Consider the following 15344-nt stretch of genomic DNA (forward strand, 5'->3'; position numbering starts at 1 on the left):
AAATATTTTCAATTTCCAGATAGGGTAAGCACATGCCAACAATCGTCAAGAAGCTGTGTTTTATCATACCGTTAATTCTATCGTTCATCGGTGAGGCCGAAGCTTTAACCGTTGTTCCTGCGGGTAACCGTAATGCGGTGCAACCTCAGGTTCCCGGTGCATCGGCAAAGCGCACGCGCGAACTTTCGACAAGCTATGCTGCAAAATATGCCAAAATTTACAATCTATTGAAGAATGATAGCAAACTCAGAGCACGGATTATTGCAACTGCCAAGGATTACGGCATCAATCCTATCCACATCGCGGGTGCAATAATTGGCGAACACACCTATAATGTTGATGTCTATGACCGTTTACAGACCTATTATGTGAAAGGCATGTCCTATCTTAATCAAGGTGTACAATTTGCCTATAACGGGGAAGATGTAACCGATTTTGTCAAACGCAAACAGTTTTCCCCGTGTAACGGACTTTCCGACAGCTATAGATTATGGACATGTCGCGAAAATATCTGGGACAAGGATTTTCGAGGTAAAACAGTCGACGGGAAAAAATATCCCAATAACCGTTTCAGTGCGGTATTTTTCCAACCGTTTTTTGCCGGTCAGACTTTCGGATTAGGACAGGTCAATCCGCTCACAGCCTTGATGATGTCGGACAGAGTTAACCGTATTTCCGGTTTGCCCAAACTTTCTGCGGAGAATGGCGGACAAGTCTATAAAACCATTATGGATCCCGATCAGACCATTCCCTATATTGCAGCAACAATCCGCCAATCCATTGATGCTTATCGCCAGATTGCCGACTTTGATATTTCGGAAAACCCCGGTTTGACTGCCACACTCTATAATACCGGAGGGGCAGAAGCACGCGCGCGGGCATTGGCCGAAGAAAACAAACGGGCAGTTGCACATGGGGAACAACCCAAATTGCCGCAAGAAAATTATTACGGCTGGTTTGTAAACAGCAAAATCGGCGATCTTGAAAAGCTGTTTTAAAAACCTCCTCATTATTGCTTTCTCTGCTATTTTCTCTATATCTCCATTGTTAGATAATCCGGCGATCTGATAATTCTTTTCATGATCAAATTTCGGCAGATCTTATTTCATACTGCCTGTTTCAAAAGCTTTCCGGTTATTTTCTCTTTCCTGCCAGAAATTGAAAATGATAATTTTTTTCAAAGCTCGGATAGGTTCATCAGCCAATCAAAACTATCTGTTTTGAAACCGCATCTGCTTGAACGTCAATTATATCCGCTACCAATTAAATTATGGGGTACAGAAAATAATTCCTGACGATCAGAAAAACAGGCAGAACAGTTTTATCAAATCAGTTTTTTAATTGCCGCCGCAAGCGCACATAAAGCGCACCTTTACCACCGTGATTTCGCGGAGCATCTTCAAAGGAAGATATAATCTGGCGGAAAGGTGCAGTCTCCAGCCAATGGGGAACGGCCTGCCGCAAAACACCTTCACTGCCGACAGACAAACCTTTTCCGGTAATGACAAGAACGTGACGCAAGCCGCGATGGCGTGCAGACTGTAAAAAGTTAAGGAGTAAAGAGTAAGCTTCATCGCGATAAAGGCCGTGAAGGTCGACGCGTCCCTCGATCTCGACACGTCCGCGCGATATCTTCCGATAAGTCGGCTTATCGAATGGAAAAAGCTTCGGCGGAGCTGCTTTCCGATCATTATCATCATCGGTTATAGTGTTCAGTCTGGTTTGCCGTAAAAGCTCCATTGAGAAAACGGCCGGCATATCCTTGATCTCGACAGTGAAACGCTCCGATTTTGCCAAGGGAATTGCAGTACTCCTCACTTTATCCCATAAAATACGGTCTTCAAGTTTCAGCCGATAGAACTCATCCCGATTATTATCACGAGCCATGGTCATGCAACCTTCAAGTTATACGCCCGATGTGATCGGCTGAACCTAGCGTTTCTAGAGAAAATTACTCACCATCTTCTGTGCCGATAATTTTCCAGTTCGGATCGCGCGATTTGACATCCCGTGCAAACGTCCAGATATCCTTGATTTCAGCTATTGTTTGCGGGTCACCATCTATAAGTTTCTGGCTATCATCGTAAGTTGCCGAGATAATCTCGCTCTCGACCCTGATTGTCAGTTGTGCAATATCCGCTTCGCACGAAGCGTCGACAATTTCTATTTTATCAATGCCGACAAACGTGAATTTGACATTTTCACCTTTTTTATCACGCTCATCAATTGCTGCAGAAAATCCCGCATAAACTTCGTCGGATAAAAGCGTTTTCAGTGTTTTCTTATCCCCCTTGGCAAAAGCAGTTACGACCATTTCATAAGCCACTCTCGCACCATCAAGAAATGAATTGGGTGAAAATGTCGGATCTTCTTTGCGGATAGCGCGCAATCCTTTGTTAAGGTCGCTGTCCTCAGGGGCAATTTTATCAATATCGGAAAAATCATCGGCTACTTTGACTTCCGGCTTTGGTAATGCAACGACGGTATCGGTTTCCTTGTCTTCCGCTTTTTCCGCTTGACGTGAATAGGGGTCGAAGGGCGGCCTTTCAAAACCTGTGCGTTTTCCCAACACACTGCGTAGCTGCAGAAAAACCACCACAGCAATAACCAGAGCAATAACCAGTACAATGTCGAAATCCATCTGCGCGGCCGATCTCCAAAACTCGAAAAATGGGTATCACTACAACAATGCGGTGATAAGCTTTGATTTAAATATATAGAACAGCAAAAGCCATCATTCAAATATGGCTTTTTAATCCCTATTTAAAGAAGGAATTATATTTCTGCGATCATTATGCCTTAAAAAATCTGGAAAGGACAACATTGGTGAGAAATATCTACCGTAATACCCCCAATATTGCCGGCGTATTTTTGCTTGCCGCAATTTTTATCGAGATTGCCGGTTTCATCATTGTTGGAAAAGAGATAGGCGTCCTTGCAACATTAGGCCTTATCATTTTGTCTATGATCGTCGGATTTATCCTTCTGCGTATTCAGGGAATTACACTCCTTGCAAAAATGCAGCACGAACTTGCTGCCGGCCACATACCTGACCGCGAACTTGCCCACGGTGCATTGCTTATCATGGCTGCTATCCTGCTGATCATTCCGGGTTTTGTTACCGATATTATCGGCCTTTTGCTTTTTATCCCGCAAATACGTGATCTCTTATGGAAATGGGTATCGAAAAGAATGACCGTCCGCACCAGTTTTTCATCCGGTTTTAGAGAAAACAGCTACGAAAGCAGTCATTCGCAAACGATTGATCTTGATGCGGAAGATTATCATTCATCCGATCCCGAACATTCGCCATGGCGTAAAGATGACGATAACAAGCGTCTGAATTGATAATAAAGCGAAAAATAGTGAAAGGCGGTGTCCCTTTTATTGCAACAATGCCTGCGACATGCTAGCCCGTAGTATCTCCAACCCCTCATGGCGCATTTTGGCGCTAATCATGGAAGGTTTTCATTATGGCCGAAGGCGAAGCAAATAAAAATGGCGAAGCTCCCGTATTCACGGTTCTAACGCAGTATCTCAAGGATTTTTCATTTGAAAGCCCGAATGCTCCACAGGCATTGAGACCACGCGAGAAAGCACCCGAAATCAATATCGGTATCAACGTTAATGCCAATCCCATGGAAGATGACAATTATGACGTTGTCCTTTCGCTCACTGCCAAAGCTGGCGAAGGCAAGGATATGCTGTTCAACGTCGAATTGGTCTATGGCGGTGTTTTTCGTGTAAAAAACATTCCTCAGGAACATGTTATGCCGCTGGTTTTCATTGAATGCCCGCGCTTGCTCTTTCCTTTCGCACGCCAGATTGTTGCCGATGCAACAAGAAATGGCGGCTTCCCGCCTTTGATGATCGACCCGATCGATTTTGCCGGTTTGTTCCAGAAGCGCGTTGCCGAAGAACAGGCAAAAGCACAAAAGTCCAATCCTTCGTAAGAATTTAAAAACTCTTCGATCAGTCCAACATTCCCGCGAAATTCGCGGGAATTTTTTGTCTCGTTCCGATTTCCTTGCCCAACATTGACAAAATAATAATGTGGCTCGCCCAAGATAGACAAAATAACGACTGTAGCCATCCGTCTTTTGTCGTTTAATTTTCAAAACAAAATATTTTAAAAAGCGGACCGAAGCGCATTTCAGTCAATCACTTGCAAAACCGAACTTTATTGATTGTTCAAAGCAAGAAAGATCCATTCACTCTGGCTAATAAACAGAACAATCGCTACCGCACTTATCAAACCGTATTATATCTAGCCCCGCCTCCTGCGATATGAGGTGATTATTAGCAAAGAAGCTCCCGCTTGCAGTTTTAAAAACATCCCATTCTAACCGCTAAAAAATAAGCCGATAGCCGCTTTAACCGATACGGTTTTTCAAATCCTGCTATTTTGAAAATACTTATTGAATGTGTGTTACCTGTCGCGCGGATGAAGCTTTAGTAACACCACTTTCCTGCTTTATAATGAAAAACGGCAATTCAATTATAAAACATCAAAAACGTCATCGTTTATAAAAAAACCCGCCTTTCAAGGCGGGTTTTTCTGATTTGTTTAAAAGCCATCGCAGTCAACTGCGACGCCAGAACCGAAAGGATTATTCCTGTTCCTGCTTCTTCAACGCGGCTCCCAGAATGTCGCCGAGTGAAGCACCGGCATCCGACGAACCATATTGTGCAACAGCTTCTTTTTCTTCGGCAATTTCCAAAGCCTTGATTGAAACTGTGATCTTGCGGGTCTTTTTGTCGAATGCGGTAACGCGGGCATCGACCTTCTGGCCGACAGTGAAGCGTTCCGGACGTTGTTCATCACGATCAAGCGACAAATCCGAACGACGGATTGTTGTTTCGAGATCATGATCGACCAGTTTTACATCAATGCCATTGTCGTGGATTGCTGTAACTTCGCAGGTAACAACAGCACCTTTGCGCAATTCACCAGAAGCAACAGCTTCACCGACCTTGTCACCGGAAAGCTGCTTGATGCCGAGTGAAATACGTTCTTTGTCGACATCAACATCAAGAACAACAGCCTTGACGACGTCACCCTTGTTGTATTCTTCGATAACCTGCTCGCCAGGACGGTTCCAGTCGAGATCGGATAGGTGGACCATGCCGTCAACATCGCCTTCAAGGCCGATAAAGAGGCCGAATTCGGTTTTGTTCTTGACTTCACCTTCAACAACAGAACCAACAGGGAATTTGTTGGCAAAAGCTGTCCACGGGTTTTCGAATGTCTGCTTGAGGCCCAGAGAAATACGGCGTTTTGCCGGATCCACTTCCAGAACAACAACTTCAACTTCCTGAGAGGTCGAAAGAATCTTTCCGGGGTGAACGTTCTTCTTGGTCCAGCTCATTTCTGAAACGTGGATAAGACCTTCAATACCCGGTTCGATTTCAACAAAAGCACCATAATCGGTAATGTTGGTAACAGTGCCCTTGATCTTCTTGCCAACAGGATATTTGTCGGTAATGCCTTCCCACGGGTCGCTCTCAAGCTGTTTCATGCCCAGAGAAATACGATGTGTTTCCTGATTGATACGGATGATCTGTACTTTTACGGTCTGGCCGATCGAGAGGATTTCAGACGGGTGGTTGACACGGCGCCATGCCATATCGGTAACGTGCAAGAGGCCATCAATACCGCCGAGGTCAACGAATGCACCGTAATCGGTGATGTTCTTGACAACACCCTCGACAACCTGACCTTCTTCAAGGTTTTGTACGATTTCAGAACGCTGTTCGGCACGGCTTTCTTCAAGAACTGTACGGCGTGAAACAACAATATTGCCACGACGACGGTCCATTTTCAAAATCTCAAAAGGCTGCGGGGTATGCATCAACGGCGTTACGTCGCGAATCGGACGAATGTCGACCTGGCTGCGCGGCAAGAAAGCAACGGCACCATCAAGATCAACTGTGAAACCGCCTTTGACCTGACTGAAAATAACACCTTCAACGCGTTCACCGGCATTGAATTTTTCTTCCAGACGAACCCAGCTCTCTTCACGGCGGGCTTTTTCGCGTGAAAGAACAGCTTCACCCATCGCGTTTTCGATGCGTTCGACATAAACCTCGACTTCATCGCCAGGCTTAAGCGAGCCGTCTTTACCCTTGGCACCGAATTCCTTTAACGGAACGCGGCCTTCGACTTTAAGACCGGCATCAATGATTGCCATATCTTTTTCAATTGCAATGATGCGGCCTTTGACAACCGAACCCTCGACAAGATCATGGGTCTGGAGGGATTCAGCCAAAAGGGCTTCGAAATCCGCTTTTGTGGGATTGTATTGTGACATAGAAACTCCTGAAGAAGTGCCTTTTGATAGGAATATGAAATAAGGCACGAGCGCCGGGTTAGTGTTAAAACGATGCTATTTTCCTGCCGCCCGCTCTTTAGCGGGGTAGTTTGGCGCATGGCCGGAAATAACATTTCTCTTAAGTCTTTTACCGTTTTTCTATAATTGGATCAATAATAGCACAAGCGGCAGCAAACGCGCCTTCTATACTCAATTTTGTTGTATCAAGCAAGTGCGCATCTTTTGCAGGTTTCAAAGGGCTTTCGGCGCGCTTCATATCGCGTTCGTCACGCCGCTTAAGATCGGCAAGAATAGCATTATAATCGGCTTTCTCGCCCTTGCCCACCATTTCATTATAGCGCCGCTTGGCCCTCACTTCAGCTGCTGCAATAATATAGAGCTTAACATCCGCATCAGGACAGACAACTGTTCCGATATCGCGCCCGTCAAGAACCGCCCCTTTACTTTGTTCGGCAAAAGCTTTTTGCATGTCGACCAATGTTTTGCGCAAACGCCCCATCACCGCCACTTTCGATGCTGCTTCACCGATTTCATGTTCGGATAAATGCGCCCGATCAAGCGAACCAAAATCTATTAATGAGGCTGTTTTTAAAGCAATATCCTCGTCATTGAGTGGCAAACGACGTTTTAAGAGTTCATCGGCAACCGCGCGATAGGTCAAGCCGGTATCAAGATAGGAAAACCCGTAATGGGAGGCAAGTTTTCGCGCCAATGTGCCCTTTCCCGAAGCGGCAGGCCCATCAATTGCAATAATAAACGGCTTGTTCGGGGTCATTCGATATGCGCTCCCAATTTGGCCATTAGCCCCATAAATTCAGGAAAACTTGTTGCAATCATGCGTTTATCATCAATTGTTACAGGCTTTGCAGCTCCAAGACCGAGCACCAGAAAGCTCATGGCAATGCGGTGGTCGAGATATGTTGTGACAATTCCGCCACCAATATTTTTTGCCGAAGGGTCGCCAGTCACGATCAGGAAATCTTTTCCTTCTTCACAGTCAACGCCATTTTTTTTCAAACCGTTGGCGACGGCCGCGAGCCGGTCTGATTCCTTGACTCTGAGTTCTGCAAGCCCTTCCATGACAGTTTTTCCCTCGGCAAAGGCGGCTGCAACTGCAAGAACGGGGTATTCGTCGATCATTGAAGGCGCACGCTCTTTTGGCACCTTTACCCCTTTTAATCGGGATGAACGCACGCGAATGTCGGCCACCTCTTCCCCGCCGGTCTGTCGTTTGTTTTCAAAACTGATGTCAGCTCCCATTTCCAAAAGTGTAGTGATTAATCCGGTGCGGGTGGAATTTAACAACACATTTTCTATGGTTATATCCGAACCTTCGGTAATCAAGGCTGCCACAATCGGAAATGCTGCTGATGACGGATCGCCGGGAATGGTAATATCCTGCCCGTGCAATTCCCCCTGCCCCTCTAGATGGATATAGCGCACACCGTCATTATCTGTCTCGACCTCAAGATCGGCACCAAAGCCCACAAGCATCTTTTCGGTGTGGTCACGTGTCATGACCGGCTCGATGACGGTGGTAATGCCGGGGGTATTGAGACCGGCAAGCAAAACGGCAGATTTCACCTGTGCCGATGCCATAGGAACGCGATAGGTAATCGGGTTGGGTGTCACAGCACCCCATAATGTCAAAGGCAATCTGTCACCTTCCGAGGCTTCTACCTGCACGCCCATCAGCCGTAACGGATCAAGGATGCGCCCCATCGGCCGTTTTGACAGGGATGCATCACCGATAAAACGTGTCTTCATTGCGTAGGTACCGACAAGCCCCATCGTCAATCTCGCACCGGTTCCGGCATTACCGAAATCAAGCGGTTGTTCGGGTTCCAAAAGGCAACCGTTTCCTGTTCCATGGATAACATAAACATCATTATCCTTCGTGATTGTTGCACCCATGGCCCGCATGGCATTGGCTGTGTGAATAACATCCTCACCTTCCAAAAGACCGGAAATGCGGGTTTCTCCACTTGCCAGAGCACCGAACATCAATGAACGGTGGGAAATGGATTTATCGCCCGGTATCCAGATATGTCCGGAAAGATCGGCAGATTTTTTCGATTTAGCGGGAAGCGGTTCAGACATGGCAAACGTATTTCTTCTTTATATATAGGAAAAGCATGCTTCTAACATAACGAGTTTCATACGTCATGAAAAAATACATCGCTTGAAGGAAATTGAACATGGTTCTTATTGTTTATCTTTGACAAAAGCATATTTTTGCGCTTAAGCACCGTGAACGGATTTTTTGATTAATCTCAACGGCATTTTTATGGACGCGTAAATGCTCGTGTCCGGTTAAAATGCTTTCAAACAAAGGCGCGTGGCTATTTTTATAAGCATGAAGCAAATAGAAACAGCACGACCAACCAAAAGAGGCTCGGTCCATGGCAAAACCTGAACTTGGAACCAAAAGAATAGACCCGGAAACGGGAAAGAAATTCTATGATCTCAATCGTGACCCGATTATTTCACCTTATACTGGGATCTCCTACCCAAGATCCTATTTCGACGCCACAGCCGACGCTAAGGGCGAGGATGAGGAAGAGGAGACAGAGACGGAGGACCTTGACACGGCATTAGAGAAGCCCGAATTCATCTCGCTTGAAGATGCCGATGATGAAACAAAGGGTGGTGAAGAAATTCCTGACATCGGTGACGATGAGGATGTCGACCTTGGTGACGATGATGATGACGCATTCTTGCCGGATGATGAAGACGACGAGGATGACGACGTTAGCGGCATTATCACCGGCGGCAATAAAGTTCATAAAGACGACGACATTTAACGAGATCAAGAAGAGGAAGTCGCTTTCTTTATAAAGATTGCAATTTCCCTCTTGATCTTTGGCGCCACTCAATTTAAGAAGCCGCCAGACATTTTGTCTTGATCCCGGAAGGTCACGTCGTGACCTTCTCATCTTGAATGGGGCTATAGCTCAGCTGGGAGAGCGCTTGCATGGCATGCAAGAGGTCAGCGGTTCGATCCCGCTTAGCTCCACCAATCTTGAAAAACCTTCCAGATTCAAAAACTTCCTTATCGCAATTTTATAATTTTTGCTGTTGGACTTCTTTGACTTAAGGTCCATTTTTTTCAACGCGGTTTTTATCTTTTCGTTTTCAATCCGCTGTCGTTATTGTTTTTTCTATTCCGCCCGCTTTCCGTTTTTTCTCCAACCTCACGATTTTTAGCCTCCCTTGAGAAGCCGCCTGAAACATCAGCAAGAAATCCGGATTTCTCGGAATCTTGATCGCTTCAATCATAACCAAAACATGTTCGATTATTTTTGTGCTGTCGAATTGATTGACGAGAGCAGTGATAAACTTGATTGCTTCACATTATCAATTATAAGGCATTCGTTAGACGGCTAATGAATTTCGGAAAGTGTTCTTATGTCGCCAAGAGACCGATTTTCATTCAACCATTGGCACAATCAATAAGGAGTTCGGCACAGAATTTATGTTGGAAGATATCTACAAAGTCATCCATGAACGGCGCGATGTGCGCGATGAATTTTTACCCCGACCGCTTGATGATGCTGTTATAAAGAAACTCCTTGAAGCCGCCCATTCAGCACCTTCCGTGGGCTTCCAGCAGCCGTGGAATTTCATTCTTATCCGCGATAAAAAACGAAAAAACCAAGTCAAAGAAATTTTTGCCAGAGCACAGGCCGAAGAAGCAAAAATTTTTACCGACGAAAGGCGCAAGCTTTATAACCGACTGAAATTACAAGGAATCGTCAAAGCCCCTCTTAATCTTGTTGTCACATGTGACCGCTCGCGCGATGGCCGCACCGGTCTTGGCCGTTTTCATAATCCGCAAATGTCGGCTTATAGTTGCGTTTGTGCTGTGGAAAATTTATGGCTTGCGGCACGGGCCGAAAACATCGGTGTCGGCTGGGTTTCTATTTATCATGATGATGAATTGAAGGCGTTGTTAAAAATTCCGGCTGAAATAGAAATCATTGCCTATTTGTGTATCGGTTATGTCAGCCACTTTTATGACAGTCCGGAACTCGAGCAAAAAGGCTGGCGCAAACGCGTACCGCTCGAAAGCCTTATTTATCATGAAGAATGGCCAAAAGGTGCGCAATAATATTGCGTTTAAATAATAATATTGCGTTTAAATTTAAAATTGTTTTTGATTCTAATCTAAATGTGATTGAGCATTGATCAAAAAAGCGTTTAAAATCCTTGCGTTTATATGATCTGTGCGGCAAAACCGTTACTACATTGGAATTATTCAAGGAAATTCGAAATGCCTCCCTATCGCTCAAGAACTTCTACTCATGGCCGGAATATGGCCGGTGCCCGTGGCTTATGGCGTGCCACAGGAATGAAAGACGGAGATTTTGGTAAGCCGATTATTGCGATTGCCAATTCATTTACACAATTTGTTCCAGGCCATGTCCATCTTAAAGATATGGGACAACTCGTTGCCCGCGAAGTGGAAAAAGCTGGCGGCGTTGCCAAAGAGTTTAATACAATTGCTGTCGATGACGGTATCGCAATGGGGCATGATGGTATGCTCTATTCTCTTCCATCCCGTGAGATCATTGCCGACTCGGTTGAATATATGGTCAATGCCCATTGTGCAGATGCTTTGGTATGCATTTCCAACTGCGATAAAATTACTCCGGGAATGTTGATGGCAGCCTTGCGGCTTAATATTCCGACGATTTTTGTTTCCGGCGGACCGATGGAAGCGGGAAAAATCAAATGGAAGGGCAAAGAGCTCGCCGTTGACCTGATTGATGCGATGGTTGCGGCAGCCGATGACCATAACAGCGATTCGGAAGTTGCCAATATGGAACGGGCAGCTTGCCCGACATGCGGTTCATGTTCGGGCATGTTTACAGCAAACTCGATGAATTGCCTGACCGAAGCTCTGGGGCTTTCGCTTCCCGGCAATGGTTCAATGCTTGCAACACATGCCGACCGCAAACATCTTTTCGAGAAAGCCGGCCACCGGATTGTCGAACTGGCCAAGCGTTATTATGAACAGGATGATGACAGTGTTCTTCCCCGTTCGATTGCAACATTCAAATCTTTTGAAAATGCAATGACACTTGATATTTCAATGGGTGGTTCAACCAATACGGTTCTTCATCTTTTAGCTGCCGCGCAAGAAGGCGAAGTTGATTTTACCATGTCGGATATTGACCGGCTTTCACGCCACGTTCCGGTTATTTGTAAAGTCGCACCTGCAGTTGCGAATGTACATATGGAAGATGTCCACCGCGCCGGTGGCGTGATGGCAATTCTGGGCGAGCTTGACCGCGCAGGCCTTATCCATAGCGAGGTTGCAACGGTTTATGAACCGACATTGAAGGATGCTTTGCGCAAATGGGATGTCAAACAGACAAATAATCCCGAAATCCATGAATTTTATCGTGCCGCTCCGGGTGGTATTCCGACACAAACTCCATTCAGCCAGTCACGGCGCTACGAAACAGTCGACCTTGACCGCGAAAAAGGCGTCATTCGTGATGTCGACCATGCCTATTCGAAGGATGGCGGTCTTGCCGTTCTTTACGGCAACCTCGCCAAGGATGGGTGCATCGTTAAAACCGCCGGTGTCGACGACTCGATTTTGAAATTCAAAGGTCCGGCACGGATTTTTGAAAGTCAGGATTCGGCCGTGGTTGCAATTTTGAACGGCAAAATCAAACCGGGAGATGTTGTGCTCATCCGTTATGAAGGCCCGCGCGGTGGCCCCGGAATGCAGGAAATGCTTTATCCGACAAGCTATCTGAAATCGAAAGGTCTGGGAAAGGTTTGTGCTCTCGTCACGGATGGCCGTTTTTCCGGTGGTTCATCGGGTCTTTCAATCGGCCATGTTTCACCGGAAGCTGCCGAAGGCGGCACGATTGGTCTTGTCGAAGAAGGCGATATAATCGAAATTGACATACCAAATCGCAAAATCCATCTTGATGTTGACGATGCAGCACTGGCAAACCGCCGAAAGAAAATGGAAAAGAAAGGCGATAAAGCCTGGAAGCCGGAAGAGATTCGTAAACGCAAAGTCTCCAAGGCATTACGCGCTTATGCAGCCATGACAACATCGGCAGCCAAAGGCGCTGTTCGCCAAATCTAATTTTAAAATTTTCTCTCCCGTTATGATTGGTAAATTATAGCGGGAGAGTTTTATTGTAATTTTTTAGTATATATTGTTATTTTTAAATATGCCGTGACATTCAAACGCGAAGTCGGCCTCGAATTATTCCCGAACCGTTAAGGGGGGCGAATGCCAGTTATTGATGCGTTGGCAAAACATGCCACTTTGACACCCGACAAAATTGCGATTTCAATCGCCGGAAATGAAATCAACTATAAAACACTCTACCAGCGAGCCGAAGCTCTCAGAGGCAATCTTTTCAATCTGGAAAAACGCCACCCTGATCGTTTCGGTTTACCGGATGACGGCCGTCTGGTGCTACTCGCACTCCCGAACCATTTCCGCTTTGGAGAAATTTTTGCTGGTGGTTCGGCAAGCCCGCATTGTGTTGCTGTTCTTTCTGTTGCCACGCCACCAAACCAGATTGAAGAAATCATGCGTCGGCTTAGTCCCGACATTGTCATTTGCGAAAACAAAAACTGTATTATTGCTGAAATTGCCCGAGCGCTTGATCTACCAGCGCTTTATGTTGAAAAAGATGCCGACACCCAGTCAACTTATGACCGTTTTCTGGCAACTTATGACCGTTTTCTGGAAGGAACTATCCCCGATAAAACGATAGCCGATCTACCGCTTGGACCGTTTTTCATAGGCTTTACATCAGGCACAACAGGGCTTCCCAAAGCTTTTATCAGAAATCGCCAAAGTTGGCGAAACTCGCTTGTCCCCGGACGTGAGTTCTTCGGCCTCGACAAATTACATAAATCGGTTGCCCCGGGGCCCATGGCGCACGGCGTAAGCCTTTACGCTCTTATCGAAACGTTGGATAGCGGACAGACTTTTGAAAGTGTCAAAAAATTCAATGTCGATGAAGTATTGGAGCTTCTTAAAACTGCCGACCGTTTTGTCGGCGTGCCAACCATGCTTAACGAATTAAAACGACGGGCGGATGAGAAAAAGTCGGTTTTTCAGCAAGTAAAGCAACTTGTTACCGGAGCTTCGAAATTTGATCGGCAACATTATGCCGATGCACGTGCACTTTTTCCGAATGCAGAAATTTTACAATATTATGGTGCCTCCGAATTAAGTTTTGTTGCTGTCAACAAAATGACCCCCCGAACGCTTTCACATGAAAATTCCATGTCGCCGGTAGGAAAACCGTTTCCCGGTGTTAAAGTTACAATTCGTGATGAAAATTTGTTACCGCTCACGCCCGATAAAATCGGCACGATTTTTGTCGAAAGTGATTTGATCTCGGATGGATATTTATGGGGTGACAATGGCAAGGCATTTGTCCGTAACCAGTATGGGGCAACTGTTGGCGACCTTGGCATGATCGACAAAAATGGCGAACTTTATGTAATGGGTCGTGCCGGCAGCATGATTATTTCGGGCGGCAACAATATTTATCTTGCCGAAATAGAAACGGCATTGAAAACTATCCCAAATATCAGTGAAGCAATTGCTTTCGGAATTGCCGATGACATTTATGGAGAACGTCTTGTCAGCGTCATTTCATTCAAAGATGCCCCGTTAACGGCAGATGAATTGCGCGAGTTTTGCCGCCCGTTAATGGAAAAATTCAAAATCCCGAAAGATTTTTATATGATCAACCATTGGCCAATGACGTGGAGCGGAAAAATTGCCCGCGTCATGGTAAAAAGAATGGTTGAAGAGGGTGCCCCTGAAGTTACAAGGCTTTAAAAATGGATGAAAGCAGAACACCTGTTATTATTGCGGCGTTGAGAACGCCGATAGCGCGCGCATATGGTGCGCTTTCATCTGTTGATGCGGAATATCTTCTAAGCCCGCTCATTCAGGCACTGGTCGAACGCACAAACATCAAAAAAACAGATATTGATGATGTTATGATCGGTAATGCTGCGGGCGGTGGCGGTAATCTCGCACGCCTTGCTGCTTTAACTGCCGGATTGCCGGTTGAAATTCCGGGTGTAACAATAGATCGGCAATGCGGGTCAGGTCTCGAGGCGGTTGTTATGGCGTGCCGACTTGTTGAGGCGGGAGCGGGTAAAATTTATCTTGCCGGTGGTGCAGAAAGTGTATCGACTGCGCCTTGGCGCATAAAACGTCCGAAAACGCCACGCGAATTGCCGCAATTTTTTTCCCGTGCCCGGTTTTCACCGGATACAATCGGCGACCCTGATATGGGAAACATGGCTGAAAATATTGCCAGACATTTTGGTATATCAAGACAAAGACAAGATCGTTTTGCACTTCAAAGCCATCAACGTGCCTTGAACGCTCAGGCTGAACATCGTTTTGACGATGAAATCATAGCACTTCAAACAGCAAAAGGCCTATTTTCCTCTGACGATTGCCCGAGAGCAGGTTTAAAACTTGAAACTCTAGCACATTTGCGACCGGCTTTTGAAAAAAACGGAACGGTAACGGCCGGTAATTCCTGCCCTTTGAATGACGGGGCAGCACTTGTTCTTGTGACATCGCTTGAAAAAGCCAAACAGTTGGGCATTCAATACGGAATCATTTTTATTGATAGTGCTGTAAGCGGTGTTGATCCCAATCTTGCCGGCGTGGGGCCGGTCCCCTCGACAAAAAAACTGCTACAAAGAATGAAGCTCGACAATTGTTCACATTTTGACGTCATTGAATTCAATGAAGCCTTTGCAGCGCAAGTACTTGCCGCCATTGACGCGTTGGATATATCGGAAGAACAAATCAACCGTGATGGTGGCGCAATTGCGCTTGGACATCCTTTTGGTGCATCGGGCGCTATTTTGACAACACGGCTTTTTTCCCAGATGAAAAACCTGTCAGATGATGCACTTGGCCTTGCGACAATGGGAATTGGCGGCGGGATGGGAATAAGTGCAGCTTTCCGACCATTTCACAAAGCTTAA

General features: G+C 46.0%; 13 protein-coding genes and 1 tRNA gene. 9 read left to right on the forward strand and 5 right to left on the reverse strand.

From position 1 onward, the window contains the following. Nucleotides 1–32: 32 nt before the first annotated feature. Nucleotides 33–998 carry a DUF1402 family protein gene (locus tag H3V12_RS07530; RefSeq protein WP_198214164.1) on the forward strand — a complete coding sequence of 322 codons (966 nt, stop codon included), beginning with the start codon at nt 33–35 and terminating at the stop codon, nt 996–998. A gap of 331 nt (nt 999–1329) precedes the next feature. Here H3V12_RS07530 and H3V12_RS07535 read toward each other — a convergent pair whose 3' ends face one another. After that, nucleotides 1330–1887 carry a Smr/MutS family protein gene (locus H3V12_RS07535; RefSeq protein ID WP_198214166.1) on the reverse strand — a complete coding sequence of 186 codons (558 nt, stop codon included), beginning with the start codon at nt 1885–1887 and terminating at the stop codon, nt 1330–1332. A gap of 64 nt (nt 1888–1951) precedes the next feature. Further along, a complete protein-coding gene (locus H3V12_RS07540) occupies nt 1952–2641 on the reverse strand; it encodes a Tim44/TimA family putative adaptor protein (protein ID WP_198214168.1) in 690 nt (229 codons plus the stop codon). 185 nt (nt 2642–2826) lie between these two features. On the opposite strand from H3V12_RS07540, the gene H3V12_RS07545 reads away from it, so the two are divergent. Next, entirely contained in the window at nt 2827–3348 is a 522-nt protein-coding gene (locus H3V12_RS07545) for an FxsA family protein (protein ID WP_075913609.1), read from the forward strand. A 125-nt stretch (nt 3349–3473) separates the two neighbouring features. Continuing rightward, nucleotides 3474–3953 (forward strand): protein-export chaperone SecB, encoded by a 480-nt coding sequence (secB, locus tag H3V12_RS07550; protein WP_075869701.1) that lies wholly within the window; start codon nt 3474–3476, stop codon nt 3951–3953. A 657-nt stretch (nt 3954–4610) separates the two neighbouring features. Here secB and rpsA read toward each other — a convergent pair. From rpsA to aroA, 3 genes are all read right to left on the reverse strand, one after another. Further along, complete coding sequence (rpsA, locus tag H3V12_RS07555) at nt 4611–6311, reverse strand: 30S ribosomal protein S1 (RefSeq protein WP_075913611.1); 1701 nt, start codon at nt 6309–6311, stop codon at nt 4611–4613. A 148-nt stretch (nt 6312–6459) separates the two neighbouring features. Then, entirely contained in the window at nt 6460–7107 is a 648-nt protein-coding gene (gene cmk / locus H3V12_RS07560) for a (d)CMP kinase (protein ID WP_198214170.1), read from the reverse strand. Continuing rightward, a complete protein-coding gene (gene aroA, locus H3V12_RS07565) occupies nt 7104–8432 on the reverse strand; it encodes a 3-phosphoshikimate 1-carboxyvinyltransferase (RefSeq protein ID WP_198214172.1) in 1329 nt (442 codons plus the stop codon). The genes cmk and aroA overlap by 4 nt, the downstream gene beginning before the upstream one ends. 302 nt (nt 8433–8734) lie before the next feature. Here aroA and H3V12_RS07570 point away from each other — a divergent pair, with 302 nt between their 5' ends. From H3V12_RS07570 to H3V12_RS07595, 6 genes are all read left to right on the forward strand, one after another. Further along, nucleotides 8735–9136 (forward strand): TIGR02300 family protein, encoded by a 402-nt coding sequence (locus tag H3V12_RS07570; RefSeq protein WP_075869697.1) that lies wholly within the window; start codon nt 8735–8737, stop codon nt 9134–9136. Between the two features lie 139 nt (nt 9137–9275). After that, nucleotides 9276–9351: transfer RNA gene (locus tag H3V12_RS07575), tRNA-Ala, on the forward strand. Between the two features lie 456 nt (nt 9352–9807). Beyond that, nucleotides 9808–10443, forward strand: a complete 636-nt coding sequence (bluB, locus tag H3V12_RS07580) for a 5,6-dimethylbenzimidazole synthase (protein ID WP_198214179.1) — start codon at nt 9808–9810, stop codon at nt 10441–10443. A gap of 162 nt (nt 10444–10605) precedes the next feature. Then, the gene (gene ilvD, locus H3V12_RS07585) at nt 10606–12444 is read left to right on the forward strand and encodes a dihydroxy-acid dehydratase (RefSeq protein ID WP_198214181.1); all 1839 of its coding nucleotides are present in this window, start codon (nt 10606–10608) and stop codon (nt 12442–12444) included. 150 nt (nt 12445–12594) lie between these two features. Next, nucleotides 12595–14169, forward strand: coding sequence for an AMP-binding protein (locus H3V12_RS07590; protein ID WP_198214182.1), 1575 nt, complete (start codon nt 12595–12597; stop codon nt 14167–14169). Between the two features lie 2 nt (nt 14170–14171). Beyond that, on the forward strand, nt 14172–15344 hold the full coding sequence (locus H3V12_RS07595; protein ID WP_198214183.1) for a thiolase family protein: 1173 nt from the start codon (nt 14172–14174) through the stop codon (nt 15342–15344).

The sequence above is a fragment of the Bartonella sp. W8167 genome (assembly GCF_016100335.1).
Taxonomy (GTDB): Bacteria; Pseudomonadota; Alphaproteobacteria; order Rhizobiales; family Rhizobiaceae; genus Bartonella; species Bartonella apis.

Coding starts and splice junctions, on each gene's coding strand:
- H3V12_RS07530 (WP_198214164.1), top strand. CDS start 33: ATGCCAACAATCGTCAAGAAGCTGTGTTTTATCATACCGTTAATTCTA.
- H3V12_RS07535 (WP_198214166.1), bottom strand. CDS start 1,887: ATGGCTCGTGATAATAATCGGGATGAGTTCTATCGGCTGAAACTTGAA.
- H3V12_RS07540 (WP_198214168.1), bottom strand. CDS start 2,641: ATGGATTTCGACATTGTACTGGTTATTGCTCTGGTTATTGCTGTGGTG.
- secB (WP_075869701.1), top strand. CDS start 3,474: ATGGCCGAAGGCGAAGCAAATAAAAATGGCGAAGCTCCCGTATTCACG.
- rpsA (WP_075913611.1), bottom strand. CDS start 6,311: ATGTCACAATACAATCCCACAAAAGCGGATTTCGAAGCCCTTTTGGCT.
- cmk (WP_198214170.1), bottom strand. CDS start 7,107: ATGACCCCGAACAAGCCGTTTATTATTGCAATTGATGGGCCTGCCGCT.
- aroA (WP_198214172.1), bottom strand. CDS start 8,432: ATGTCTGAACCGCTTCCCGCTAAATCGAAAAAATCTGCCGATCTTTCC.
- H3V12_RS07570 (WP_075869697.1), top strand. CDS start 8,735: ATGGCAAAACCTGAACTTGGAACCAAAAGAATAGACCCGGAAACGGGA.
- bluB (WP_198214179.1), top strand. CDS start 9,808: ATGTTGGAAGATATCTACAAAGTCATCCATGAACGGCGCGATGTGCGC.
- ilvD (WP_198214181.1), top strand. CDS start 10,606: ATGCCTCCCTATCGCTCAAGAACTTCTACTCATGGCCGGAATATGGCC.
- H3V12_RS07590 (WP_198214182.1), top strand. CDS start 12,595: ATGCCAGTTATTGATGCGTTGGCAAAACATGCCACTTTGACACCCGAC.
- H3V12_RS07595 (WP_198214183.1), top strand. CDS start 14,172: ATGGATGAAAGCAGAACACCTGTTATTATTGCGGCGTTGAGAACGCCG.